Origin of the sequence: Streptomyces sp. NPDC059957, from assembly GCF_042730015.1 — a bacterium.
In the GTDB taxonomy this organism is placed as follows: Bacteria; Actinomycetota; Actinomycetes; order Streptomycetales; family Streptomycetaceae; genus Streptomyces.
The window spans coordinates 102,433-126,201 of record NZ_JBHWMB010000015.1; the positions used below are offsets into that span (position 1 = coordinate 102,433).

At 73.0% G+C, this 23,769-nt stretch carries 23 protein-coding genes and 1 riboswitch; of the genes, 10 read left to right on the top strand and 13 right to left on the bottom strand.

The genetic code is table 11. The features are described from left to right. Positions 1-150 precede the first annotated feature (150 nt). Positions 151-654, bottom strand: a complete 504-nt coding sequence (locus tag ACFWBW_RS13120) for a hypothetical protein (RefSeq protein WP_385371296.1) — start codon at positions 652-654, stop codon at positions 151-153. A gap of 303 nt (positions 655-957) precedes the next feature. Here ACFWBW_RS13120 and ACFWBW_RS13125 point away from each other — a divergent pair, with 303 nt between their 5' ends. Beyond that, on the top strand, positions 958-1,686 hold the full coding sequence (locus tag ACFWBW_RS13125; RefSeq protein WP_385371298.1) for a sensor histidine kinase: 729 nt from the start codon (positions 958-960) through the stop codon (positions 1,684-1,686). Beyond that, positions 1,683-2,315, top strand: coding sequence for a response regulator (locus tag ACFWBW_RS13130; protein WP_385371301.1), 633 nt, complete (start codon positions 1,683-1,685; stop codon positions 2,313-2,315). The genes ACFWBW_RS13125 and ACFWBW_RS13130 overlap by 4 nt, the downstream gene beginning before the upstream one ends. An 18-nt stretch (positions 2,316-2,333) precedes the next feature. Here ACFWBW_RS13130 and ACFWBW_RS13135 read toward each other — a convergent pair whose 3' ends face one another. The 3 genes from ACFWBW_RS13135 to ACFWBW_RS13145 form a co-directional block, all read right to left on the bottom strand. Then, complete coding sequence (locus ACFWBW_RS13135; protein WP_385371304.1) at positions 2,334-2,978, bottom strand: nuclear transport factor 2 family protein; 645 nt, start codon at positions 2,976-2,978, stop codon at positions 2,334-2,336. Between the two features lie 161 nt (positions 2,979-3,139). Beyond that, a complete protein-coding gene (locus ACFWBW_RS13140) occupies positions 3,140-3,763 on the bottom strand; it encodes a response regulator (protein ID WP_383953186.1) in 624 nt (207 codons plus the stop codon). Next, positions 3,760-4,977 carry a sensor histidine kinase gene (locus ACFWBW_RS13145; RefSeq protein WP_385371307.1) on the bottom strand — a complete coding sequence of 406 codons (1,218 nt, stop codon included), beginning with the start codon at positions 4,975-4,977 and terminating at the stop codon, positions 3,760-3,762. Before ACFWBW_RS13145 ends, ACFWBW_RS13140 begins: the two co-directional genes overlap by 4 nt. 457 nt (positions 4,978-5,434) lie before the next feature. Here ACFWBW_RS13145 and ACFWBW_RS13150 point away from each other — a divergent pair, with 457 nt between their 5' ends. Further along, on the top strand, positions 5,435-5,992 hold the full coding sequence (locus tag ACFWBW_RS13150; protein ID WP_385371310.1) for a heme-binding protein: 558 nt from the start codon (positions 5,435-5,437) through the stop codon (positions 5,990-5,992). Positions 5,993-6,028: 36 nt separating this feature from the next. Beyond that, complete coding sequence (locus tag ACFWBW_RS13155) at positions 6,029-7,513, top strand: M1 family metallopeptidase (protein ID WP_385371312.1); 1,485 nt, start codon at positions 6,029-6,031, stop codon at positions 7,511-7,513. 10 nt (positions 7,514-7,523) lie between these two features. Here ACFWBW_RS13155 and ACFWBW_RS13160 read toward each other — a convergent pair whose 3' ends face one another. After that, positions 7,524-8,042, bottom strand: a complete 519-nt coding sequence (locus ACFWBW_RS13160) for a GNAT family N-acetyltransferase (RefSeq protein WP_385371315.1) — start codon at positions 8,040-8,042, stop codon at positions 7,524-7,526. Positions 8,043-8,128: 86 nt separating this feature from the next. Continuing rightward, positions 8,129-8,704 carry a TerD family protein gene (locus ACFWBW_RS13165; protein WP_243339523.1) on the bottom strand — a complete coding sequence of 192 codons (576 nt, stop codon included), beginning with the start codon at positions 8,702-8,704 and terminating at the stop codon, positions 8,129-8,131. A gap of 225 nt (positions 8,705-8,929) precedes the next feature. Here ACFWBW_RS13165 and arfB point away from each other — a divergent pair, with 225 nt between their 5' ends. After that, positions 8,930-9,355 (top strand): alternative ribosome rescue aminoacyl-tRNA hydrolase ArfB, encoded by a 426-nt coding sequence (gene arfB / locus ACFWBW_RS13170; RefSeq protein WP_243339524.1) that lies wholly within the window; start codon positions 8,930-8,932, stop codon positions 9,353-9,355. A 56-nt stretch (positions 9,356-9,411) separates the two neighbouring features. Here the strand turns inward: arfB and ACFWBW_RS13175 are convergent, their stop codons facing one another. Next, positions 9,412-10,014 (bottom strand): flavin reductase family protein, encoded by a 603-nt coding sequence (locus ACFWBW_RS13175; protein WP_385371319.1) that lies wholly within the window; start codon positions 10,012-10,014, stop codon positions 9,412-9,414. A gap of 344 nt (positions 10,015-10,358) precedes the next feature. Between ACFWBW_RS13175 and cdgB the strand changes: the two genes are divergently transcribed. Both cdgB and ACFWBW_RS13185 read left to right on the top strand, forming a co-directional pair. Then, complete coding sequence (cdgB, locus tag ACFWBW_RS13180) at positions 10,359-12,053, top strand: diguanylate cyclase CdgB (protein ID WP_385371322.1); 1,695 nt, start codon at positions 10,359-10,361, stop codon at positions 12,051-12,053. A 68-nt stretch (positions 12,054-12,121) separates the two neighbouring features. After that, on the top strand, positions 12,122-13,162 hold the full coding sequence (locus ACFWBW_RS13185; RefSeq protein WP_385371325.1) for a CBM35 domain-containing protein: 1,041 nt from the start codon (positions 12,122-12,124) through the stop codon (positions 13,160-13,162). A 15-nt stretch (positions 13,163-13,177) separates the two neighbouring features. Here ACFWBW_RS13185 and ACFWBW_RS13190 read toward each other — a convergent pair whose 3' ends face one another. The 3 genes from ACFWBW_RS13190 to ACFWBW_RS13200 form a co-directional block, all read right to left on the bottom strand. After that, positions 13,178-14,098, bottom strand: a complete 921-nt coding sequence (locus tag ACFWBW_RS13190; RefSeq protein WP_385371328.1) for a 1-phosphofructokinase family hexose kinase — start codon at positions 14,096-14,098, stop codon at positions 13,178-13,180. A 93-nt stretch (positions 14,099-14,191) separates the two neighbouring features. After that, positions 14,192-15,358, bottom strand: a complete 1,167-nt coding sequence (nagA, locus tag ACFWBW_RS13195; protein WP_385371331.1) for an N-acetylglucosamine-6-phosphate deacetylase — start codon at positions 15,356-15,358, stop codon at positions 14,192-14,194. Next, positions 15,358-16,251, bottom strand: coding sequence for an ROK family protein (locus ACFWBW_RS13200; RefSeq protein ID WP_385371368.1), 894 nt, complete (start codon positions 16,249-16,251; stop codon positions 15,358-15,360). Before ACFWBW_RS13200 ends, nagA begins: the two co-directional genes overlap by 1 nt. 313 nt (positions 16,252-16,564) lie before the next feature. On the opposite strand from ACFWBW_RS13200, the gene ACFWBW_RS13205 reads away from it, so the two are divergent. The 3 genes from ACFWBW_RS13205 (at position 16,565) to otsB (ending at position 19,117) form a co-directional block, all read left to right on the top strand. After that, positions 16,565-17,881: an extracellular solute-binding protein gene (locus ACFWBW_RS13205; protein WP_385371334.1), complete on the top strand. Its 1,317-nt coding sequence runs from the start codon at positions 16,565-16,567 to the stop codon at positions 17,879-17,881. An 81-nt stretch (positions 17,882-17,962) separates the two neighbouring features. Beyond that, positions 17,963-18,214 (top strand): DUF3263 domain-containing protein, encoded by a 252-nt coding sequence (locus ACFWBW_RS13210; protein WP_243339532.1) that lies wholly within the window; start codon positions 17,963-17,965, stop codon positions 18,212-18,214. 54 nt (positions 18,215-18,268) lie between these two features. Beyond that, positions 18,269-19,117 carry a trehalose-phosphatase gene (gene otsB / locus ACFWBW_RS13215; RefSeq protein ID WP_385371337.1) on the top strand — a complete coding sequence of 283 codons (849 nt, stop codon included), beginning with the start codon at positions 18,269-18,271 and terminating at the stop codon, positions 19,115-19,117. Positions 19,118-19,738: 621 nt separating this feature from the next. Here otsB and ACFWBW_RS13220 read toward each other — a convergent pair. Genes ACFWBW_RS13220 through ACFWBW_RS13230 form a run of 3 tightly spaced genes read right to left on the bottom strand, consistent with a single transcriptional unit; the run spans position 19,739 to position 23,411 of the window. Further along, the gene (locus ACFWBW_RS13220; RefSeq protein ID WP_385371339.1) at positions 19,739-21,199 is read right to left on the bottom strand and encodes a trehalose-6-phosphate synthase; all 1,461 of its coding nucleotides are present in this window, start codon (positions 21,197-21,199) and stop codon (positions 19,739-19,741) included. Positions 21,200-21,235: 36 nt separating this feature from the next. Further along, positions 21,236-22,387 carry a hypothetical protein gene (locus ACFWBW_RS13225; RefSeq protein WP_385371342.1) on the bottom strand — a complete coding sequence of 384 codons (1,152 nt, stop codon included), beginning with the start codon at positions 22,385-22,387 and terminating at the stop codon, positions 21,236-21,238. A 37-nt stretch (positions 22,388-22,424) separates the two neighbouring features. After that, the gene (locus ACFWBW_RS13230; RefSeq protein WP_385371345.1) at positions 22,425-23,411 is read right to left on the bottom strand and encodes a glucosyl-3-phosphoglycerate synthase; all 987 of its coding nucleotides are present in this window, start codon (positions 23,409-23,411) and stop codon (positions 22,425-22,427) included. Positions 23,412-23,597: 186 nt separating this feature from the next. Continuing rightward, a riboswitch (SAM riboswitch) is annotated at positions 23,598-23,756 on the top strand. Positions 23,757-23,769: the final 13 nt, after the last annotated feature.

Here is a 23,769-nt window from a genome sequence, read left to right on the forward strand (position 1 = left end):
GGCGTTCCAGCGGTCGGCACCCTCGAGGCCGAGCAGTCGCACGGTGCGGAGGGACTCTTCGGGGGCGCCGGAGCCCCGCAGCTTGGCAGGCCGGTGGCCCGGCGGCCAGGCCGGTGGCCCTGTTGCTCGGCCGGGCGTAGGGGCAGGGGGTCAGGCCGGGACTCGGGGGAAGCGGGACTGGAGGGTCCAGATGACCGGGTTGTCGCCGAGGCCGTCGTGCATGTCGACGAGGTCCGCGATCACGTCGTGGAGGAAGTCCCGTGCTTCGCGGCGCAGCAGGCGGTGGCTGAAGGTGAGGGGGGCTTCCTCCGACGGCATCCAGTCGGCCTCGACGTCGACCCACCCGAAGCGGCGCTCGAAGAGCATGCGGTCCGAGGACTCGGTGAAGTCGATCTCGGCGTACTGCCGGTTGGCGGCGCGGCTGCCGCGCGGGTCCTGGTCGAGCTGCTCGACGATGTCGCACAGCGCCCAGGCGAAGTCCAGTACGGGCACCCATCCCCAGGCTGTGGACACTTCCCGGTCCGCGTTGGTGTCGGCGAGGTAGACGTCCCCGCAGAACAGGTCGTGGCGCAGCGAGCGGACGTCCGCCGAGCGGTAGTCGGTCTGCGGGGGGTCGGGGAAGCGCCGGGAGAGGGAGTAGCCGATGTCGAGCACGTATCCGATGGTGTCACGTGCGGGGCGGGGGGTCTCCCGCGCGTCCTGGCGGGGGTCCCGGAGCGGACCGCCGGCCGGAGTCCCGTACCGCACCGCCGGCCGGAGTCCCGTACCGCACCGCCCGCGGGGGCCCCGGAGCGGACCGCCCGCCGGAGTCCCGTACCGCACCGCCCGCGGGGGCCCGTACGCCATCCCGTGGGCGGTGCGGGCAGGGGGATCAGAGTTCCTGATGCCCCCCGGGGGTGTCGGGCCGGCCGGATTAAGCTCGGCGCGTCCGGGGGGTCGTGGCGAGAGGGGACGGGCGTGGGGGGAGCCGGGGGGCAGGCGGAGGCCGTGGTGGCCGGGGTGCTGCGTGAGCGCAACCGGCTCGCTGCCGAGTTGCACGACACCGTGGCCCAGGGGCTGACCAGCATGCACCTGTTGCTCGACGCGGCCGACCGGGAGTGGACCCGGGAGCCGGGGCAGGCCCGGCTGCTGGTCCGGCAGGCGGCCGCCGCCGCGCGCGAGAACCTCGCCGAGGCCCGGCGGATCATCCATGACCTGGCTCCGGTGGAGCTGGAGCGCGGTGCCCTGGCCGAGGTGCTGCGCGAACTGTGCGCCGGGGTGGACGGGGCCCGGTTCCGGCTGGAAGGGGAACCCCGGCCGCTGCCGGGCAGGGTCGAGGGCGCGGTGCTGCGGGCGGCCCAGGGGGCCCTGGCCAACGTACGCCGGCACGCGCGGGCCTCCGTCGTCGTGGTGACCCTGACCTACCAGCCGTACGTACTCGCCCTGGACGTGTGGGACGACGGCGTCGGGTTCGACCCGGCCGCCGCCACCGGGCAGGGGCATCCGGGCGGGGACGGGCTGCGGCTGCTGCGCCGCCGCATCGCGTACCTGGGCGGCACGGCCACGGTGGAGAGCAGCCCGGGAGGGGGAGGGACGGGTGGGGGAGGGACGGGTGGGGGAGGGACGGTGGTGTCGGTCTGCCTGCCGGTGCCCCCTCCGGTGGCGGTGTCGGGGCACGCGCCGGGGCCGGGCCCGGGGTCGGGATGACGCCCGTCCGGATCCTGCTGGTGGACGATCATCCCGTCGTGCGGGCCGGGCTGCGCGCGTTGTTGGGCGGGTGCCCCGAGTTCCAGGTGTGCGGGGAGGCCGCCGACGGGGGTGCCGCCCTGCGGCTGGTGCGCGAGCTGCGGCCCGAGCTGGTGCTGATGGACATCCGGATGGGCCCGGGGATGTGCGGGGTGGAGACCACGCGGCGGATCGGGCGGCTGCCCGCGCCGCCCCGGGTGGTCGTGCTCAGCAGCTACGAGTCCGACGCGTACGTCGTCCGGGCCGTCGAGGCGGGAGTGGCGGGGTACCTGCTGAAGGGCTCCCCGCCCGACCTGCTGTTCCAGGCGCTGCGGACGGTCGCCGCGGGGGAGTCGGCGCTGTCGCCCTCGGTGGTCTCGCGGCTGATGAGCCGGTACCGGGCGCCGAGTGCGGCGCTGACGGCTCGGGAGACCGAGATCCTGGAGCTGATCGCGACGGGCCGCTCCAACCGGGAGATCGGGTCGGCGCTCTTCATCAGCGGGACCACGGTCAAGACCCACCTCGTGCACGTCTACGAGAAGCTCGGGGTGGAGAACCGTACGGCGGCCGTGCGCGCGGCCGTCGACCGGGGGCTCATCGGGCTGGGGTGAACCCCGGGGCGGGTCGCGTCAGTTCGGGTAGTTGATCTGGACCGCGGGGGCGTTGTACTGCCAGAGCGGGGAGAAGACGCGCCTCCGGATCTTCCAGACGCCCGCGGATTTCACGTACTCGTCGCGGTAGCGGATGCCGCGTACGACGACGGTTTCCGGGGCGGTGGCGGTCGCCGGGTACACGAGCTGGGCGGTGGCGTGGCTGTCGCCGGTCGCGGTGTAGCGGCCGGTGACGCGGATGAGGGCGTTGGCCGTGACGTGGGTGGAGTAGCCCCAGGCCGACGCGCCGTCGAGGTTGGCGACGACCGCCTCGATGCCGGACTTGACGATGCCGGCGGTGCCGTCGGGGTGGGCCATCACCGTGAGGGTGGCGTCGTCGGTGAAGAGGGTCCGGAAGACCGTCTTGTCCTTGGTGTCCACGGCGAAGAGGTAGGTCTCCAGCAGCCGGTTGATCGCCTGCTCGTCCTGCGCCGAACCCGCCGGGCCGGGGCCGTAGGAGGCGGCGGCCGGCTCCTCGGCCGCGACGGCACCGGGCATCGCGGCAGCGGGCGTCGCAGAGGCGGGCGTCGCGGAGGCGAGTGCGCCGAGCCCGGCTACGGCGGCGCCGGTGCCCAGCATGGTGAGCATGCGGCGGCGTTCCGGGGCGAAATCGGTGGTCGGCATGGCGGGTTCCTCTCGACACGGCTGGTTGCGCCCGGGCCGGCTCGGGATGGTCCGGGCACTGACGAGCCTGTCGTGTGGCCGCCCGCGGGGGATCGGCGCGGCGTACGAGCGCGATCTCGTACGGATGGACGATGCCGGCGGCCCCCGCCTCGGGGACGGCTTCAGGGAAGGAGGCGCTGCTCCTTGGCCACCGAGACCGCGCCCGCGCGGGTGTCGACGCCGAGCTTGTCGTAGATGCGGCCCAGGTGGGTCTTGACCGTGGCCTCGCTGATGAACAGGGCGCGGGCGATGTCGCGGTTGCCGAGGCCGCGGGCGAGCTGGCCGAGGATGTCGAGCTCACGGTCGGTCAGGGTAGGCCGGTTGCCGCCCCGCATGTGGGCCATGACGCGGCTGGCCACGGGGGCGGAGAGCGTGGTGCGGCCCTGGGCGGCGGAGTGGATCGCGGCGAACAGCTCCTCCGGGCGTTCCGCCTTCAGGAGGTAGCCGGTGGCGCCCGCGCCGATGGCCCGGGTGATGTCCGCGTCCGTGTCGTACGTGGTCAGGACCAGGACGTGCGGGGGGTTCGGGGCGGCGGTGATGCGGCGGGTGGCCTCCACGCCGTCGATGCCCTCGCCGAGCTGGAGGTCCATCAGGACCACGTCGGGGCGGAGTTTGGCCGCCAGCGCGACCGCCTCCTCGCCGCTGCCCGCCTCGCCGAGCACCTCGATGTCCGGCTCGCTGCCGAGCAGGGCCAGCAGGCCGGCGCGGACCACCACGTGGTCGTCGCAGAGGAGGATCGTGGTCATGGGGTGGGCTCCAGGGGGATCGACGCCGACAGGACCGTGCCCTCGCCCGCGGTGGATTCGATGGTCAGGGTGCCGCCGAGCTGGCGGACGCGGGCGCGCATGGCGGGGAGTCCGTGGCCGCGTTCGGCGGCGGCGGAGCGGAGTTGGGTGAAGCCGTGGCCGTCGTCGGCGACGTCCAGGACGACCTGGTCGCCCAGGAAGCTCAGCGTGAGGGCCGCGGTACGGGCCCCCGAGTGCTCCCGTACGTTCGCCAGCGCGCCCTGCCCGATGCGCAGCAGCGCCTGCTCCGCGCGGTCGGGGAGGGGGACCGGCGCGCCCTCCAGGTGGAAGCGGACTTCGATGTCCGGTCCCGCGTCCAGCGCGCGCAGGGCGTCCGGGAGGCCGGCGCCGTCGGAGAGTTCGCGCGGCGCCAGGTCGTGCACCAGGCGGCGGGCCTCGGCGAGGCCGCGGGCGGTGATGTCGGTGGCGGTACGGACGTGTGCGCGGGCGGTGCCCGGGTCGGTGTCCCAGGTGCGGTCGGCTGCCTGGAGGAGCATCTGCTGGCTGGACAGGTGCTGGGCCAGGGTGTCGTGGATTTCCATCGAGAGGCGCTGGCGTTCGGCGAGGGTGCCTGCGCGGCGTTCGGTGGCGGCCAGTTCCCGGCGGGTGCGGATCAGGTCGTCGATCAGGGTGCGCTGGGCTGTCGCCTGGCGCTCCATGTGGACGAACACGGCGGTGGCGAGCGCGGCGACCGCGGGCGGGGCGAGGAGGAGGTTGGGGTCGAAGGGCTCGCCCGGGTCGGAGGTCTGGGCGAGGCGGAGCTGGGCCGCTACGACGAACACGGTGAGCAGGGCCACGAGGACGACGGCCGCGCGGGGCGGGAGGGTGCGCAGGGCCGTGTAGAAGAGCGGTACGGCGCACCAGGCGAAGCTCGGCGCGAGGACGACGAGGACCACCCAGACGGCGACGACCAGGCCGAGCCAGAGGAGGCGGCGCAGGGTGGGGGCGGCGCCGAGGGCGGGGCCGAGTACGTAGAGCAGGGCCAGGGTGATGCCGAGGGCGATGATCCACGGGGTGCGGGGTTCGTCGGGGTGGCGGAGGAGGAAGCGGGCCACGGAGGCGCCCAGGAGGAGGAAGAACGCGGTGTGCATGACCGTGGCCAGGGCGCGGGTGTCTTGTGGGGGTGGGGTGGTTGCCGGGCGGCTCGGCGGGCCGGGTTGGTGTGCGGTGGTCACGGGGGTGCTCCTGGGGTGGTGCGTATGTCCATGGTGCCGGGTGTCCGGCCGTGCGGGTGGGTGGCGCTGCGCGTGGCTGTCCCCGACCCGCCCTTCCACCGTTCCCAGGGCCGGCCCTGACCCGGTCCTCAAGCGCCGGACGGGCTGGAGAACAGGACCCCGGGCTGCGCCCGGACCCCTGGGGCTCCGCCCCAGACCCCGCGCCTCAAACGCCGGCGAGGCTGGATTTGGCCGGACCCCGGTCCTCGAACGCCGGACGGCTGGGTGGGAGCGGTCCGGAAGGTCAGGTAAGCGCCCCGCGGGGGCAGGTCGCATCAGCCGATCGGTTGACCCTTGGGTCAGCCGGTGGGGGGCGGCTTCGGAGCCGGTACGGGGACGGGGTGGAGGGGGTGGCGGGGAGAGGCTTGGAGCAACGGCAGGACCGCCCGCCGTGCCGACGTTCACAGGAGCAGCAGACATGAAGACCCGCACCCGCGTTCTCACCGGTACCGCCGTCGCCGTCGCCCTCGGCGCCGGAGCCTTCGGCGCGGTCAGCGCCAGCGCCGCCCCGTCCTCCGCTCCGGCCGCCGCCACCGCCGCCGTCGCGAAGAAGGACGGCGACAAGAAGAACTTCACCACCTCCACGCACCTCACCATCGACGCCGCCACCCGCGCCGCCCAGGCCGCGCTGGACGCCGCCGAGCAGGAGAACCAGAAGGTGACCGTCGCGGTGGTGGACCGCAACGGCAACACCATCGTCACGCTGCGCGGTGACGGCGCCGGCCCGCAGTCCTACGAGTCCGCGCAGCGCAAGGCCTTCACCGCCGTGTCCTGGAACGCTCCGACCTCGGTGCTCGCCGGCCGCCTCGCCCAGACCCCGAACCTGAAGGACATCCCCGGCACCCTCTTCCTCGGCGGCGGCACCCCGGTCCAGGCCGAGGGCGCCCCGGTCGCGGGCATCGGCGTGGCCGGCGCCCCGAGCGGTGACCTGGACGAGAAGTTCGCCAAGGCGGGCGTGGACGCCCTCGCCAAGTAAACGGGGACGAGCGTCACGGGACGTAGTCTCGGAGGCGTGGATCACCGCTTTCTCGCACGCCTGGCCGCCCCCGCCGTCGCCACCCTGCTCGCCCTCACGGGCTGCACGGCGGAGACCGTGCAGGGGCGGCCGGGTGCGTCGGGGGTGCGCGACCCGTTCTTCCCCAAGGCCGGCAACGGCGGATACCAGGTCGAGCACTACTCCCTGGACCTCGATTACGACCCGGCCGACGGGCGGCTGCACGCCACCGCCGTCATCACCGCCCGCGCCGAGCACGGGCTCAGCTCCTTCAACCTCGACCTCAGCGGACTCGAGGTGGAGGGGGTGAGCGTGCAGGGCGTCGGGGCCCGCTTCAACCGCTCCGGCAACGAGCTGACGGTGCGCCCCGCCGAGGATCTGGAGCGGGGGGAGGTCTTCCGTACGGAGGTCGACTACTCCGGCCGGCCCAAGACCGTGACGGACCCCGACGGGTCCGAGGAGGGGTGGATCGTCACCCCGGACGGCAAGGGCGCGGTCGCCGTCGGCGAGCCCGTCGGGTCGATGGCCTGGTTCCCGGGGAACCACCACCCGAGCGACAAGGCCACGTACGACATCAGGGTGAGTGTCCCCCGGGGGTACGAGGCCGTGTCCAACGGCGTGCTGCGTTCCCGTACGCAGGAGACGGAGGACGGGGACGAGCGGACTGTCTTCGCCTGGCACTCCGCGGAGCCGATGGCGAGCTACCTGGCGACGGTGGCCGTCGGGAAGTTCGAGGTGACGACCGGGCGGACCGCCTCCGGGATCCCCGTCTACACGGCGGTGGCGCCCGGCGAGGCGGCGGCGAGCAGGGCCCCGCTGTCGCGGCTGCCCGAGATGGTGGAGTGGGGCGTCGGGCGGTTCGGCCCGTACCCCTTCTCCGCGACCGGCGCGATCGTGCTGCCCGCGCACAGCCTCGGCTACGCGCTGGAGACGCAGACCCGGCCGGTGTTCCCGGGGGCGCCCGGCAGCCAGGAGCTGGTGCTGCACGAGCTGGCGCACCAGTGGTTCGGGAATTCGGTGTCGCCGAAGTCCTGGAAGGACATGTGGCTCAACGAGGGTTTCGCGACCTACGCCGAGTGGCTGTGGTCCGAGGACCACGGCGGGCCGAGCGCACAGCAGCACTTCGACGCCTACCTCGCCGGGGACACCCGCGTCGACGGGGAGGCGGGCTCGGACTGGGGCGCCTTCCCGCCGGCCGCCCCGCCGAGCCCGAAGGAGATCTCCGCGTCCCCGGTGTACGGGCGCGGGGCGATGGTCCTGCAACGGATCCGGCAGGAGGTCGGCGACGAGAAGTTCTTCGCCCTCGTGCGGGGCTGGGCCGCCGACCACCGGCACGGGAACGCGAGCACGGCCGATTTCACCGCCTACGCGGAGGAGAAGACCGGCCGTGACCTGACGGAGGTCTGGGACGTGTGGCTGTACGGGAAGGACCGCCCCAAGGCACCCAAGGCACCCAAGGCACCCGAGGCGTCCAAGGCACCCAAGGCATCCAAGGCGCCGTAGGCGGCCCCGCCTACAGGGCCTTGCGCAGGACCGTGCAGGGGCGGCCCGCCTCGCGGTCGGCGCCCTGGCGCAGGGTGACGTAGCCCTGGGACTGCCAGAAGGCGAGGCCCTTCTCGTTGCCGTCGAGCACTGCGAGCCGTACGCCCGAGCGTCCGGCGGCGCGGAAGCGGTCCTCGACCAGGGCGACCACGGCGCGGCCGTACCCCTCGCGGTGCGCGGTGGCGTCGATGAGCAGGAGGCCGATCCACGGATCGGGGTCCTCGGACGCCGGATCAGGGTGATGGGCCAGAGTGGCGGCCAGGCCTACGAGGCGTCCGGCGGAGCGGGCGAGGAGGACCTCGGCGCCTTCATGGGCGAGCTCGTCGGCGAGCGCGGCGGCGACCTGCTCGACCGTGATGCGGCCGGGGTCGGGGAAATCGCCGCTGATCTCGAAGAACGCGTGGTTCGTCGCGTAGAGCGTGGCGATTTCGCTGAGGACCGGGCCCGGCAGGGCGCCGTCCTCGAGGGGAGCGAGCGGCAGGAGGATCACGTACCGAACGGTAGCGAAGCCCCCTCCCCGGACGGCCGGGAGGGGGCTTCAGCTTCAGACGCGTCCTCGGACGCGGGCGCTCAGGGTCAGACGTTGACGCCGAAGTCCTGGGCGATGCCGGTCAGGCCGGAGGCGTAACCCTGGCCCACGGCGCGGAACTTCCACTCGGCGCCGTTGCGGTACAGCTCGCCGAAGACCATGGCGGTCTCGGTCGCCGCGTCCTCGGAGAGGTCGTAGCGGGCGATCTCGACGCCGCCGGCCTGGTTCACCACGCGGATGTACGCGTTGCGGACCTGGCCGAAGTTCTGGCTGCGGGTCTCGGCGTCGTAGATGGAGACCGGGAAGACGATCTTGTCGACGTCGGCGGGCAGGCCCGCGAGGTTGACGTTGATGGCCTCGTCGTCGCCCGCGCCCTCGCCGGTGCGGTTGTCACCGGTGTGGACGATGGTCTGGTCCGGGGTGGACTTGTTGTTGAAGAAGACGAAGTGGCCGTCGGAGACGACCTTGCCCTGTGCGTTGACCGCGATCGCGGAGGCGTCCAGGTCGAAGTCGACACCGGTGGTCGTCCGGGTGTCCCAGCCGAGGCCGACGGTGACGGCCGCGAGGCCCGGGGCCTCCTTGCTGAGCGAGACGTTTCCGCCCTTGGAGAGGCTTACTGCCATGGTGACTGGTGTCCCTTCCTAGTCTCACTTGGTCTCACTTGTCGTATCGACCGTGAGAGTGCCCAAGTTACCGCTGCCCTCCATAACGCGGGGAGAGGGGCGCCAGGTTCCGCTGTCCGGGAATTGTTCGTGACGAATGTCCGCGAAGGGCGTCCACGGCGAATCTCCGCGATCCGGTCGGAAATGCGGGTGACGGGGCCCCGGCGGGCACGGATCATAGGGGGCATGCCTGGTCCCTATGTCATCCGCGGTTCGGTCGTGCTCCCCGAGGGCGAGCTCGCCTGGCGTTTTTCGCGGTCCTCGGGGCCGGGCGGCCAGCACGTGAACACCTCGGACTCGCGCGTGGAGCTCCTCTTCGACGTCGCGGCGACGAAGTCGCTGCCCGACGTGTGGAAGGAGCGGGCGCTGGAGCGCCTCGCGTCCCGGCTGGTCGACGGGGTGGTGACCGTACGGGCCTCCGAGCACCGCTCGCAGTTCCGCAACCGGGAGATGGCACTGGTCCGGCTGACCGCGCTGCTGGCCGAGGCCACGGCGCCGCCGCCGAAGGCGCGGCGGGCGACGAAGATCCCCCGGGGCATCAACGAGCGGCGGCTGCGCGAGAAGAAGGCCCGCGGCGAGACCAAGCGCGGCCGCAACGCGCGGGACTGGTAGCCACCGGGTCCGGTGGCCCCGGCCCGGTGGCCGGCGGTCCCGGTGCCCGTCGGCGCTCAGGGCGCCAGGTGCCGGTAGCGCCCCCGGAAGTACGTCAGCGGCGGGGAGTCCGGCGCCGGCTGGGTGGCGGTGAGGACGTGGCCGATGACCAGGGTGTGGTCGCCCGCCTCGACGCGGTTCTCCGTACGGCACTCCAGGGTGGCCAGTGCCCCCGAGAGCAGCGGGGCGCCGCAGACGCCGCCGCGGGTGTAGGGCAGGTCGGCGAAGAGCAGCCGGTCGCTGATGCGGTTCTTCATCGAGAACCGGCTCGCGATCTGGACCTGGTGGTCGGCGAGCACCGACACCGCCCACAGGGGCTGCTCGGCCAGCAGGTCGTCCATCCGCGAGCCCTCGCGCACGCTGACGAGGACCAGGGGCGGTTCCAGGGACACGGACATGAAGGCGGTCGCCGTCATGCCGACGTCCTCGCCGCGGCCGCCGGCCGACAGGGGGGGTTCCTGCGCGGTGATCAGGCACACGCCCGCCGCCAGTCGGGACATCGCGGCCCGGAACTCGTCGTTGCTCACCCCCTCAGCATGGGGTGCGGGTACGGAAAGTGGTGTCACGGGGGTCGTTGGGGGCACGGTCGGGACGCTACTGTCACCCCTCGCGCGGCGCATCGGGCGGAGGTCCGAGGTGCGCCCCCGCCCCTTGCCCTAAGCCGCCCCGGGCCGACCGGGCCGTTCTCGGCCGATCCGGGCCGCCCCGGGTCCCGCTGGTCTCCGGGGTCCGGGCGTATCGTTTGCTCCCGGGAACAAGTCGGGCGAACCGGCCGGAATGGATCCGAGTGGGGCGGCACGGCGGTCACTCTTATTCATCTCATGTGACTTGAGTCACAGAGAGCAAGATTTGTTGACCCTGTGTACCTGCCGCACAGCTCACTGTGATTCAGTGGACGGGACACCGCAACGAAGCGCCGATGACAAACCTGGAGTTGCTGTCGAGGTCTCGGGGAGAGCGAGCAATGGAGACCGAGTCGGAGCCGTACGTCCGTCTTGCGACCCTGCGGCAGCTGCACCGGGTGGTGGCCGAGCTCAATACGGCCCGGAGCCTGGCGGACACCCTGCAGACCGTCGTCGACGGCATCGTCCTCGGCCTCGGCTACGAACTCGCCTGCGTCAACCTCGTTCGCCCCGACGGTGATCTGGTCGTCGCCGCCTTCGCGGGAGACCCCGCCGCCGAAGCCCTGATCACCGGCCGCGTCGGCTCGCGCGCCTCCTGGGAACGCCGCCTGACGATGGGCGAGAACTGGGACGGACTGCGCTTCATCCCGCACACCGAGGGCTGGGTCCTCGTCGAGGACGACGTCCCGCAGTGGCACACGGAGGGCCCCGACCCGCGGTTCGAGGACGAGTGGCACCCCGAGGACCGGCTCTACGCACCCATGTACGCCTCCGGCGGCGAACTGCTCGGCGTGGTCTCCGTGGACCGCCCGCGCAACGGCCGCCGGCCCGGCGCCTGGGGCCGCGAAGCGCTCCAGATGTATGCCTTCCAGGCCGCGATTGCCATCAGCAACGCCCGGCTCCGCGCGAACATGCAGCGGGCCCTGGTCCGCCTCGAGCGCGAGCAGCAGGCCCTGCGCGCCAGTGAAGAGTCGTTCCGCCAGGCCTTCGAGTACGCGCCGAGCGGCATGGCCATCGCCGAGATGGGCGGCGACCAGCACGGCCGTCTGCTGCGCACCAACGACGCGCTGTGCCGGCTGCTGGGGCGTCCCGCCTCCGTGCTGCGCCGGTACTCCTTCTCCGACCTCGTGCACCCGGAGGACATCGGCACCCTGCTGCGCACCTCCGCCGAGGGCGGCCGCGCCGAGCTCAGACTGGGCCGGCGCGACGGTACGTACGTCTGGGTCTCGCTGCGCAACTCCGTCGTCGCCGACGCCGCCGACGGGCCGCGCTTCCTGCTCACGCACGTCGAGGACATCGAGGAGCGCAAGCGGCACGAGCTGCAGCTCGCCCACCGGGCCAGCCACGACTCGCTGACCGGCCTGCCCAACAGCGCCGAGCTGCGCTCCCGGCTCGGGGCCCGGCTCTGCCGCCGCCCGCAGTCGGTGCGCGCCACCGCCGTGGAGGCGCTGGACGCCGCCTTCGAGACCCGGCCCTCGGTGGAAGGGGCACCGGGGGAGCACGGGTTCCGGCCCGACGGGTTCCCCGAGCCCTTCGAGTTCCCCGGCGGCATGGTCGGCCCCGGCGGTTCGGCCGCGGGCGGCCCGTACGACCACCACGTGCACACGGTCGCGCCGGCGACCGACATCGACGACGGTACGAAGGGGCTCGCGGTGCTCTTCTGCGACCTCGACGGGTTCAAGTCGATCAACGACCGGTTCGGGCACCACACCGGCGACGCGGTCCTGATCGAGGTGGCCCGCCGGCTGACGACCGGCGTCCGGGACGGGGACACGGTCGCCCGGCTGGGTGGTGACGAGTTCGTCGTCCTCGCCGACGGACTGGGCGCCGCCGACGCCGCCGACCTCGCCGTGCGGCTGCGGAACGCCATCATCCCGCCGATCCGGGTGGACGGCCGCGCGGTCCGCGTGGGAGCGAGTTTCGGGATCGGCTGGGCGAGCTGCGGGATGTCGGCGGACGAGGTGTTGCGCTCCGCCGACCAGCGCATGTACATCGAGAAGCGTTCCCGTTCGAAGGCGCACCGCAGGGCCGGGTAAACTCTCGGGCCGCCCGTGGGCGCACCTGTTCGGGGTAGGCTCCCCGGGGTCGAAAGGAGTGACCTGCGATGACGACGCCCGCGAACCACGGCCCGAACAACGGGGCGAGCAAGCCCGAGGATGACGACCCGTTCGGCTACCTCTACGAGGACGGCCAGGCCGCGGGTGCCACCCCGCCCGGGCAGGGCGGCGGATACGGCTACCCGGGACCGGCGGGCGGCGCTCAGCCGGGCGTGCCCCGTACCTCGTACAACCAGGTCCGCACGGTCGGTGACCGGCCCTACGGCGGCCCGCGCGGGCCCGTTCCCTACCAGCAGGGCGGCCCGCAGCAGCAGCCCTCGGCCTACCAGGCGCAGTACCAGGCACCCGAGGCGCTCCAGGCGGGCGGCTACGGCGTTCCGCCGCAGCAGCAGCCCCCGCAGTACACCCAGTCCGTTCCGCTGCCGGGCTCCGGCGGCGGGCGCGGTGGCGGCCACGGCGGCGGCGGGTCCAGCCGCAGGGGCATGCTCATCGCGGCCGTCGCGGTGGTCGCCGCGGTGGCGATCGGCATCGGCGCGGCCGTGATCTTCGGCAAGGACGACGACGCCGACAAGAACAAGAACAACGCGAACACGGGCCAGAGCCCGTCGGCGCCCGCCCAGAACACCCCCTCGAACCAGCCGAGCGGCTCCGCGACCCCGGACGCCCCGCTGCCCAAGGGCGACGCGGGCGGTTCCGGCATGGTGATCAGCGGTGGCGCAGCGCTGGAGAGCGCGGTGCCGGGCGCCAAGAGCGAGGGCGGCAAGTACGTCGGCGGCTTCAACCAGCAGGGTGCTGCCGTGACCTGGACGCTCGAGGTCCCCAAGACCGGCGAGTACACCTTCCGGATGTACTACGGCGTGCCGGGCAAGGACGCCAAGATGACGCTGGCGATCAACGACAAGGTGCAGACCCGGCCGATCAACATGAAGAACTTCGCGAAGGCCGGCGAGGGTGACTGGGCCAAGGGCTGGACCAACACGTACTCCTACGTGAACCTCAAGTCGGGCACGAACACCATCAAGATCTCCTGCGAGGCGGGCAACTCCTGCGAGGCGGTCATCGACCGGTTCGTCCTCGAGAAGCGCTGACTTACAGCCGGCGGCTCAGCCCGCCGTGACCTTCACCGACCCCCGTACCTCCTCGTAGGTGCGGGGGTCGAATTCTCCCGCCGTGGGGGCGGCGACCGTGGCTGCCGAGAGGGCCACCGCGCGGGTCAGGCGGTCCGGCCAGTCCAGGCCTTCGGTGAGGGCCGAGAGCAGGCCCGCGACCGCGGAGTCGCCGGCGCCGGTGGGGTTGCCCGAAAGGGTGCGCGGCGGGGCGGCCCGCCAGCTGCCCAGGGCGGTGGCGGCGAGCAGTCCCTCCGGGCCGAGCGAGGTGACCACCGCGTGGGCCCCGCGGCGGCGGGCGTCCCGGGTGGCGGGCAGCGGGTCTCGCGATCCGGTCAGCTCGGCGAGCTCGGCGGCGTTCGGTTTGATCACGTCGGGGCGGGCGGCGACCCCGCGGCGCAGGGCTTCGCCGCTGGTGTCGAGGAGGACGGGCACGCCGGCCGCGCGGGCCGCCCGTACGAGGGTGGCGTAGGCCCCCACGGGTACGCCCGGGGGCAGGCTGCCGCACAGGGCCACCGCGCGGGCGCCGCCCGCCAGCAGGGCCTCGTAGCGGGCGAGGAAACCGGACCACTCGGCGGCGGTGATCAGCGGGCCCGGTTCGTTGAACTGCGTGGTGTCCCCGGAGGCCTCGTCGACGACGGCCAGGGTGCGGCGGGTGGTGCCCGCGCAGGGGACCAGCTCGTCGCGGACGCCGGGGGAGCCGGCGAGCAGCTCGCGTACGAGGGCTCCGGTGGGGCCGCCCGCGAAGCCGGTCGCGGTGACCTCGTGGCCGATCGCGGCGAGCACGCGGGCCACGTTGAGGCCCTTGCCGCCGGGGCGTTCGGTGACCTCGGTGACGCGGTGGGAGGCGTGCGCGAGCAGGCGCGGTACGCGGTAGGTGACGTCGAGCGCGGTGTTGAGCGTCACGGTCAGGATCATGGAGGGCCCCGGGTTCCTCGGTGGTGCCGGGATCATGCCAAACAAACGAGCGGTCGGCCCAGTACCCCGGGCCGACCGCTTTCCCGGCTCGTCTCAGTTGCCCGCGAGCGGGTTCACGATCCATTCGCCGCGCCGCATGACGCCGCGGACGTCGAAGGCGGAGTCGAGGACGACGAGGTCCGCGTACTTGCCGGGCTCCAGCGAGCCGACCTGGTCGTAGACGCCGATCAGCTTGGCCGGGTTGGCGGAGATCGCCTGGACCACGGACTCGACGGGGAGCTTGTCGAGGGTGACCGACCGCTTGAAGGCGGTGTCCAGGGTGAGGGTGGAGCCCGCGATGGAGCCGCCCTCGACGAGGCGGGCGACGCCCTCCTTGACCTCGACCTCCAGCGGGCCGAGGTGGTAGGTCCCGTCGCCGAAGCCGGCCGCGTCCATCGCGTCGGTGATCAGCGCCACCCGGTTCGCGCCCGCGTGGTGGAAGGCCAGCTCCAGCATGGCGGGGTGCAGGTGCACGCCGTCGTTGATCAGCTCGACGGTGACCCGCTCGTCCTCCAGCAGGGCCGCGATGGGGCCGGGCGCGCGGTGCTCCAGGCCCGGCATCGCGTTGTAGAGGTGGGTGGCCACGGTCGCGCCGGCGTCGATGGCCTCCAGCGTCTGCTCGTACGTCGAGTCCGTGTGGCCGATCGCGGCGATGACCCCGTGCTCGGCGAGCAGCCGTACGGAGTCCAGGCCGCCGGGGAGTTCGGTGGCGAGGGTGAACATGCGGGCGGCGCCGTGCGAGGCGTCGATCAGCTTGCGGACCTCGGCCGGGTCGGGGTCGCGCAGGAGGTCTTCCTTGTGCGCGCCCTTGCGGCAGGGGTTGATGAACGGGCCCTCGAAGTGGATGCCCGCGATGTCGCCCTGCTGGGTCAGCTCGGCGAGCAGTCCGGCGCGGCGGGCCAGCTCGTCCAGGTCGCCGGTGACGGTGGAGGCGACCAGGGTGGTGGTGCCGTGCTCGCGGTGGGTCCGTACGCCCTTGAGCACCTCCTCGGCGGTGCCGGAGGTGAAGGAGGCACCGCCGCCGCCGTGGTTGTGCATGTCGACGAAGCCGGGGACGATCCAGTGCCCGGTCAGGTCGATGACGGCCGCGTTCTCGTCGGCGGCGCCGGCGATGCGCTCGCCGTCGACGATGAGGCGCCCACCCTTGACGATGCCCGTGGGCAGCACCACGTCGGCGCCGGTGAGAACGGTGCTGCGGCCCACATGTGCGCTTCCGGACATCAGGCAGGTACCTCCGTGGCGAGTAGATCCCAGGCGAGCAGCCCTGCGCCCAGGCATCCGGCGGTGTCCCCGAGGGCCGCCGGAACGATGTGGGGCAGCCGCTGGAACGTCACGCGTTCCTCGACGGCCGTCCGTAGTGGTGTGAACAAGGTTTCCCCGGCCTCGGCCAGCCCGCCACCGATGATCAGCGTGCTCGGGTCCAGCAGGGTGATCGCGGTGACCAGCCCGTCGGCCAGGGCGCCGATCGCGGCGAGCCAGACCTCCCGGGCGCGCTCGTCGCCGGATTCGACGGCCTTGGCGCAGTCCGCGGCGTCCGCGTCGGGGTCGCCGGAGGCGGCCGCCCAGGCGCGGCTGACGGCGGAGGCGGAGGCGAGGGTCTCCAGGCAGCCGCGCTGGCCGCAGCCGCAGGCGGGGCCGCCGGGGCGGACCACGATGTGCCCGATCTCGCCCGCGTACCCGTGCGCGCCGGCCTCGATGCGGCCGGCGATGCCGATGGCTCCGGCGATGCCGGTGCCGAGGGGGACGAACAGGAAGCGGTCGGCGCCGCGGCCCGCGCCGATGCGGCCTTCGGCGAGTCCGCCCGTGCGGACGTCGTGGCCCAGCGCGACCGGGATCCCGCCGAGGCGTCTGCCGAGCAGTTCGCGCATGGGGACGTCGCGCCAGCCCAGGTTCGCCGCGTAGACGGCGATCCCGTTTTCGGCGTCGACGATGCCGGGGACGGCCACGCCGGCCGCGGAGGCGGTGGTGGCGAAGCGTTCCCGGCCGAGGTCGAGGAGCTCGGCGGCGAAGTCCTGGATCGTCTCGACGACGGCTTCGGCGCCCCGCTCGCGGCCGGTGGCGCGGCGCGCTTCGTGGAGCAGGGTGCCGTCGGCGGCGACGAGGGCGGCCTTCATCCCAGTGCCGCCCACATCGAGGGCGATGACGTGTTTCACGGGTTTCACGGGTGACAGTCTCGCGTGATCGGAGGGCAAAGGTCTAGTCCACTGAGAGGGATTGTTGAGTAGCCATACAAATTAAGGACCTTCGCCGGCCGGCGGGCCGGTACGCGGGTCCGCACACGGGTCCGTGCGCGGGTCCGTGCGCGGGTCCGTACGCGTGTGCGCGTGCAGGCTGTGTGGACGTTTGGGCCCGGATGTTGACGAGGCTCAAAAGTGGTGTAGACCTTTACGCGAATCGTACGGAACAACCTGGGGTGGAACGAGAACTTTGAAGGCGCGAACTGTCCAGGCCAGAAAGCTGAACCTCGCCGCGTCCGGCCTCGCACTGTGCCTGACGACCGTGACGCTGACCGGCTGCGGCGCCGTGTCGGGCCTCACCGGAGACAACGACGTCACCCTGAAGGTCGTGGCGGCCGACTACGGGGACAAACCGGAAAACTCCTCCAAGCCCTACTGGAAGGACCTCGCCGCGTCCTTCGAGAAGCGCAACCCCGGCATCAAGGTCCAGGTCGACGTCTACTCCTGGTCCGAGGTCGACGCCAAGGTCGCCGAGATGGTCAAGGCCGGCGAGGCCCCCGACATCGCCCAGATCGGCGCCTACGCCGACTACGCGGCCGAGGGCAAGCTGTACTCCGCCGACGAGCTGCTCTCCGTGAACACCCAGGCCGACTTCCTCGAACCGCTCGCCGAGGCGGGCAAGGTCCGGCGCGTCCAGTACGGCATGCCCTTCGTGGGCAGCACCCGGCTGATGTTCTACAACGAGAAGCTCTTCGCCGACGCCGGAATCATCCCCAAGGACGGCAAGACCCCCTGGCAGCCCGAGAGCTGGGCCGATCTGGAGTCCGCCGCCAAGAAGCTCAAGGCGGACGGGGTCCCGACACCCTTCGCGCTGCCCCTGGGCCGCGAGGAGGCGCAGGCCGAGACCATGCAGTGGCTGCTCGCGGGCGGCGGAGGCTACGCCGACAACGAGGACGCGTACTCGATCGACTCCCCGGCCAACATCAAGACCCTGCAGTTCCTGCGCGACAAGCTCGTCGGCGCGGGCCTGACCGGCCCGGTCGAACCGGCCAAGCTGGACCGCCAGGCCGCCTTCGACTCCTTCTCGCGCGGCGAGGTCGGCATGCTCAACGGGCACCCGACCCTGCTCAAGCAGGCCGCAGCGAAGGGCGTGGAGTACGGCATGACGCCCATGCCGACCTCCGACGGGGTGCCCCACCCGACGATGGGCGTCGCCGACTGGGTGATGGCCTTCAAGACCGGCCACCAGACGCAGTCCGGGAAGTTCCTGGACTTCCTGTACGAGGCGAACAACGTGACGGCCTTCACCGAGAAGTACGACCTGCTCCCGGTCACCACCAGCGGCTCCCGGGCGATGGACGCCTCCACGGGCGCCTCCTCGGCGGAGCTGAAGACCTTCCTGCACGCGCTTCCCAACGCACGCCTGTACCCGGTGGGCAAGAAGTCCTGGGCGGCCGTCAGCGAGGACGTCAAGAAGAACATCGGCAAGGCCGTGCAGCCGGGCGGACAGCCCGAGAAGACCCTCGCGGACCTCGCGGAGATGGCGCGCAAGGCGGAGCCCCGCTGATCCGGGCCGGATCAGCGCGCTGATCAGCGCGCTGATCCGCGCCGGGCGGGGGCTGTCGTAGGGCGGGGCTAATCTGGCCGTATGACGGACGCGGACGAGAGGCCGCCGGCCGGGCTGAGCGCCGACGAGGCGGCCGTACTGGCCTACGAAGGCCGCACCTGGCCCGGGCCGGGCGCCAAGGAGCGGGCCATAAGGGAAGGACTGGGGATGCCCCCGGTCCGGTACTACCAGCTGCTCAACGCGCTGATGGACGACCCGAGGGCGCTCCAGCACGCACCGGGCACCGTGAACCGCCTGCGGCGCATCCGCGAGGCCCAGCGGGCGAGGCGGTAGCTGCGGGGCCGCGCGCCGTAGCCGTGGCCCGGTTGGGCCGTTAGGGTCGTGCGTATGGGGAGCCATCCGCACGATCTGCCGATGCCCGTCACCACCGCCGGACGCGAGGGACTCGCAGCCCTCCTCCGCGCACCGCGCCGCTCCGTCGTCGCGCTCGACTTCGACGGCACTCTCGCCGACATCGTCCCCGACCCCGACCAGGCACGGGCCCACCCCGGAGCCGTCCCCGCGCTCGCCGCCCTCGCCCCCGAGGTCGGCTCCGTCGCGGTCGTCACCGGCCGGCCGGCCGGGGTCGCCGTCCGCTACGGGGGCTTCGCCGGGGTCCCGGGACTCGAACACCTGGTGGTGCTCGGGCACTACGGGGCCGAGCGCTGGGACGCCGTGAGCGGCATCGTGCACGCTCCGGCCGAGCATCCGGGGGTGGCGGCGGTCCGGGCGGAGCTGCCCGGGTTCCTGGACGCGATCGGCGCGTGGCGCGGGACCTGGATCGAGGAGAAGGGCCAGGCGCTGGCCGTCCACACCCGCCGCGCGGCCGATCCGGAAGCGGCCTTCGCGGCCCTGCGCGAGCCCCTGGCGGGGCTGGCGGCCCGGCACGGCCTGATGGTCGAACCCGGCCGGGCCGTACTGGAGCTGCGGCCGCCGGGGATGGACAAGGGCGTCGCCCTCACGGAGTACCTCGCGGAGGTGGGGGCGGAAGCCGTGCTCTACGCCGGGGACGACCTCGGGGACCTCGCGGCGTACTCGGCGGTGGAGAAGCTGCGGGCCGGAGGGATGCCGGGGCTGCTGCTGTGCAGTGGCTCCGCGGAGGTTCCGGAGCTCGCCTCCCGCGCGGATCTGACGCTGTCCGGGCCGTCGGAGGTCGTCGCCTTCCTGGCGGGCTTGGCGGCGGCGGTGCGGGGCTAGTTTTTGCCGCGTGCCCTGCGTGCCCTGCGTGCCTCGAACCCGGGGTGCACCGCTGCGCCCGGCGGGGGTGGTGCGACCGCCGCGTGGCGCGATGCCCGGTGGGCGGGTGCGGCTCGGTGCCCTGCGGGGCCGTCCCCTACCCGCCCTTCCACCGTTCCCCGGGGCTGCGCCCCGGACCCCCTGGGCTCCGCCCCAGACCCCGCGCCTCAAACGCCGGCGAGGCTGGATGTATCCAACCCGTCCGGCGTTTGAGGACCGGGGCCCGGACCCCCTGGGGCTCCGCCCCGGACCTCGCGCCTCAACCGCCGGCGAGGCTGGAGGTATCCAGCCCGTCCGGCGTTTGACGACCGGGGCCCGGACCCCCTGGGGCTGCGCCCCGGACCCCGCGCCTCAAACGCCGGCGAGGCTGGATGTATCCAGCCCGTCCGGCGTTTGAGGACCGGGTCCGGGCAGAGCCCGGGGAACGGGCGAAGGGCGGGTAGGGGACCCCCGCCCCGCAGGGCCGACCCACCCGCACACGCCCACCGGCCCCACGCCGGGCCGGCAGTGGCGACAGCCCCGCCGGGCCACCGCCGGACGGAGTCCGGCGCAGCGGTGCGAGGGGCGCGTCAAGAAGGGTGCTCAGGTGCGCAGGGCGTCCAGCTGGGACGTGAGCCACTGGGCCGGCGGGAGGGCCGTCGCCGCCGCGGCCAGGCGCTTCGTACGGTCCGCCCGCTCCGCCGCCGGCATGGAGAGCGCGGCGTGCAGGGCCTCCGCCGTCGCCGTGACGTCGTACGGGTTCACCGTCAGCGCATCCGCGCCGAGCTCCTCGTACGCCCCCGCCCCGGTGGACAGCACCAGCACGCACCCCGCCTCCGAGACCACCGGGATCTCCTTCGCGACGAGGTTCATGCCGTCCCGCACCGGGTTGACCAGCGCCACGTCCGCCAGCCGGTACGCCGCCAGCGACCGCGCGAAGTCGTCCTCGACGGAGACGAGCACCGGCTGCCAGTCGGCCGTGCCGAACTCCGCGTTGATCGCCGCCGCCAGCTCCCGCACCGACTCGGTGTACTCCCGGTAGACGGTCAGGTCCTGCCGGGAGGGGTACGCGGAGGCCAGGTGGACCACCCGCTCCCGCCACTCGGGGTGCGTGACCAGCAGCTCCCGGTACGCCAGCAGCCCCCGCAGGATGTTCTTCGACAGCTCCGTGCGGTCCACCCGGACGATGGTCTTCAGCCCGCCGACCTCCGCCCGCAGCGCCGCCAGCTTGTCGTCCACCTCCGGCCGGTGCGCGAGCGCGCGCAGCTCGTCGCCGTCCACGCCGAGCGGGTACGGGGTCACCGAGGCGAACCGCTTCTCCTCGTACGTCCCGCGGTCCGCGAGCAGCTTGCGGTGCCACACCCCGGCCTGTCCGTCCCGGGGGAAGAAGGGGTCCGCGATGCCGGTCGCATCGTCGAGGTGCGCGCCGGTGATGAAGTTGTGGGCCCACCCCCAGGTGTGGAAGCCCAGCCGGTCAGCCCCGAGCATCCCCCACACCAGCCGGCTCCGGATGTCCGCCGGAAGCATCTCCAGGAACTCCCGCGAGGCCCACGGCGTGTGCGTGAAGTGCCCGATCCGCAGGTCCGGGCGGAGCTCCCGGAGCATTCCCGGGGCCAGCGTCAGGTGGTAGTCCTGGATCAGGACCGCCGCGCCCTCGGCCGCCTCCTGCGCCAGCGCCGCCGCGAAGGCCTCGTTGTACGTGACGTACGAGTCCCAGCGCCGCCGGAACTCCGCGTCGAAGACCGGCTCGCGCGGGATCTCGTACAAGTGGTGGTGGAGGAACCACAGCACCGAGTTCGCGATGCCGTTGTACGCCCCGTCGTAGACCTCGGGCTCGATGTCGAGCATCCGTACGCCCGGCTCGGAGACCCCGCGCCGTACCGCCTCCCGGTCCGCGTCGGACAGGGCCGCGCAGATCCACAGCGCCCCCGGCTGTTCCGCGAGGGCGGCGGAGAGGCCGGAGACGAGGCCGCCCCCGCCGCGGCGGGCACTGAGCGTGCCGTCCGCGGCGAGGGCGTACGAGAGGGGGCCGCGATTCGCGGCGACGAGCACCTGGGAAGCCATGCGGCGAACCTAGCCCGCCTCGCCTCCGGTCAAACGTCAGTGCCTGCGTGTGCGCCGGACCGAGAGGAAGACCACACCGCCGAGTGCCGTGAGCGTGGCGGCCGCCGTACCCATCAGCCACAGCTCCCGGCTGTCGGAGCCGGTGGTGGCCAGGCTGCCGCCAGGGGCCGCGGGAGTCGCCGGCAGCGGTCGCGGCTGCTGTGTCGTGGGCGGAGCGGACGGCGTGGACGGCGTGGACGGCGTGGACGACGGGGCAGTGGTGGGTGAAGGGGCGCTGGTGGGTGAAGGGGAGGCCGGCTGGTCGCCCTTGGTGTTCCGGTCGCCCTCGTACGCCGTCGCGCCCGCCCGGACCGGGCCGTCGCCGGTGCGGTGGAAGCCGGAGACCTTGACCGTGGTGTCCGGGCCGGTGGAGCGCTGGAGGACGTGGCCGCCGTAGACGTAGACGTTGCGCCGCTCCGGCGCGTGCTCGTTGGGGTCGGGGTACGCGTAGACGACCGTCAGGGACCAGCCGGCGACGCAGCCGCGCCCCCGCGGGGCCCGGATGTTGCCGACCGCGACGGTCACCGGCGAGCCGGTGGCCACGTCCGCGAAGGCGGCGGTGACGTCGGACTCGCCCGTGTAGTAGTGCGGGCCGCCCGTCCCCGCCGGGTCCTCGACCATGTCCGACAGGGTCACCGGCCGGGCCGCGCCCGAGCCGACCTTGACGACCGGGCGGGTGGTCAGCGGGTCACCGGGGGCGGGGACCACGTTCTCGCCGGACACGTCGCAGCGCTGGATGAGGTTCGAGCCGAGCCTGTACGCGCCGTTGTTGCCGCCCCAGAAGAGCCGCGCGTACGCCACCTCCGCGCCCGGCGACACGGTGAGCAGGCCGGTGCTGGAGGTGCCGGTGTCCGTCCGGAGCCCGGCCGCGTCGACCGGCTCGGCGACGAAGTCGTTGTTGTTCTTCGTGCCCCCGCCCCGCTGGACCCCGGCGCATTCGGCGGCCTCGGCGGGCGGTGCCTGGGGGCAGCCCGTCACCGTGTTGCCGAGCGTGACGAAGTCCCCGTAGAGCGCCTCGTCGTAGCGCTTCTCGAAGGGGGAGGTCACCTCCGCGACGGCCGGTCCGCTCAGCGAGCCGAGCAGCAACGCCGCACCCCCGGCCACCGCGAGGGCGGATCCCCATATATGTCCGAAACGCATAAACCCCATGAAAGGGAAATTAGACCGATAGATATTGATACGGGTGTTACGCCACGCGACGGCGCGCGTACTCCTCGATGTCGAGCATCGGCGGCCGCTCCTCGGTGTCCACGGCGTAGGTGTGCGGCACGAACCCGTCCGGGCCCCGCTCGAACTGCGTCAGCTCGGGGCGTACGAGGTGCCCGCGCGAGAGCCGCACCTGCGCCGTGCGGTAGATCGCGGCGGCCATCCGCCCCAGCGCCTGGCCGTCCTGGTGGCGGTGCAGCCGTACGCCCACGTCCACCTGGGCCAGCGCGTCCAGCCCGGCCGTGTGCAGGGCGTCCACCAGCAGGCCCAGCTCGACCCCGTAGCCCACGGGGAACGGCAGCCGCTCCAGCAGCTCGCGGCGCACGGCGTACTCACCGCCCAGCGGCTGGACGAAGCCGGCCAGCTGTGGCCAGTGGAGGTTGAGCAGGGGGCGGGCCACCAGCTCCGTGACCCGGCCGCCCTGGCCGTGGGCCCTGGCGGAGGCCAGGGCGTTCGGGTCGCTGAACTCCTGGCCGAAGGGGCGGTCGTACATCGCCTTGACGAACCGCACGCCCGGATCGGTCAGCAGCGGGCCGACGATCCCGGATACGAAGGCGGCCGAGAAATCGCGCAGATCGGCGTCCACGAAGCAGACGATGTCGCCGGTGGTGACCAGCAGCGAGCGCCACAGCACCTCGCCCTTGCCGGGCAGCGCCGGGATCCGCGGCAGGACCTCGTCGCGGTGCACCACACGGGCCCCGGCCTTGGCCGCGACCTCCGCGGTGCGGTCCGTGGAACCCGAGTCGATCACGACGAGCTCGTCCACCAGGGGCACCGGCAGCCCCTCGATCAGATCGCGCCGGATCACCTCGACGATCCGGCCGACCGTCGCCTCCTCGTTCAGCGCCGGCAGCACCACGCTCACCGTGGTGCCCGCTGCCCGCTTGGTCGAAAGCAGCTGGCCGAGCGGTCGGTCGGCGGCTGACCAGGAGCGGTCTGCCAGCCAGCGCTCCACCTCATCCAGCACCTTCAGCACTCCCTGCTTCTTCACTCGTTTGGACCGATATGTGATCCATCTCGCGGTTCGGACGGCTGTCTCAACCACCCGGGCCTTCGGTTACAGTCTTGAACAACGCGAAGGTCCACCGCATGCCGGGGGTCCCCGCGTACAAACGCACCGGCGCGCCACAGAGCGCGTCCGCCGGTGCCATACCGCTCATCCAGAGGGGCAGAGGGACACGGCCCGTTGAAGCCCCGGCAACCCTCCAGTCGGTTCTCGCGATCGCGCATTCCAGCGCCGCCAGCGAGGTCCCCGGCTAGGGAAGGTGCCAATTCCGTCTCATGGCGAAGTGCGCCATGGGGAAGATGAGGAGAAAGGGCCTCGC

Bases quoted from the DNA above. Each gene is read 5' to 3' on its own strand.
- otsB (WP_385371337.1), top strand. From the start codon at position 18,269: ATGGGGAGCCATCCGCACGATCTGCCGATGCCCGTCACCACCGCCGGA.
- arfB (WP_243339524.1), top strand. From the start codon at position 8,930: ATGCCTGGTCCCTATGTCATCCGCGGTTCGGTCGTGCTCCCCGAGGGC.
- ACFWBW_RS13210 (WP_243339532.1), top strand. From the start codon at position 17,963: ATGACGGACGCGGACGAGAGGCCGCCGGCCGGGCTGAGCGCCGACGAG.
- ACFWBW_RS13200 (WP_385371368.1), bottom strand. From the start codon at position 16,251: ATGAAGGCCGCCCTCGTCGCCGCCGACGGCACCCTGCTCCACGAAGCG.
- nagA (WP_385371331.1), bottom strand. From the start codon at position 15,358: ATGTCCGGAAGCGCACATGTGGGCCGCAGCACCGTTCTCACCGGCGCC.
- ACFWBW_RS13185 (WP_385371325.1), top strand. From the start codon at position 12,122: ATGACGACGCCCGCGAACCACGGCCCGAACAACGGGGCGAGCAAGCCC.
- ACFWBW_RS13175 (WP_385371319.1), bottom strand. From the start codon at position 10,014: ATGCGCCGCGCGAGGGGTGACAGTAGCGTCCCGACCGTGCCCCCAACG.
- ACFWBW_RS13130 (WP_385371301.1), top strand. From the start codon at position 1,683: ATGACGCCCGTCCGGATCCTGCTGGTGGACGATCATCCCGTCGTGCGG.
- ACFWBW_RS13135 (WP_385371304.1), bottom strand. From the start codon at position 2,978: ATGCCGACCACCGATTTCGCCCCGGAACGCCGCCGCATGCTCACCATG.
- cdgB (WP_385371322.1), top strand. From the start codon at position 10,359: ATGGAGACCGAGTCGGAGCCGTACGTCCGTCTTGCGACCCTGCGGCAG.
- ACFWBW_RS13220 (WP_385371339.1), bottom strand. From the start codon at position 21,199: ATGGCTTCCCAGGTGCTCGTCGCCGCGAATCGCGGCCCCCTCTCGTAC.
- ACFWBW_RS13225 (WP_385371342.1), bottom strand. From the start codon at position 22,387: ATGGGGTTTATGCGTTTCGGACATATATGGGGATCCGCCCTCGCGGTG.
- ACFWBW_RS13140 (WP_383953186.1), bottom strand. From the start codon at position 3,763: ATGACCACGATCCTCCTCTGCGACGACCACGTGGTGGTCCGCGCCGGC.
- ACFWBW_RS13190 (WP_385371328.1), bottom strand. From the start codon at position 14,098: ATGATCCTGACCGTGACGCTCAACACCGCGCTCGACGTCACCTACCGC.
- ACFWBW_RS13150 (WP_385371310.1), top strand. From the start codon at position 5,435: ATGAAGACCCGCACCCGCGTTCTCACCGGTACCGCCGTCGCCGTCGCC.
- ACFWBW_RS13165 (WP_243339523.1), bottom strand. From the start codon at position 8,704: ATGGCAGTAAGCCTCTCCAAGGGCGGAAACGTCTCGCTCAGCAAGGAG.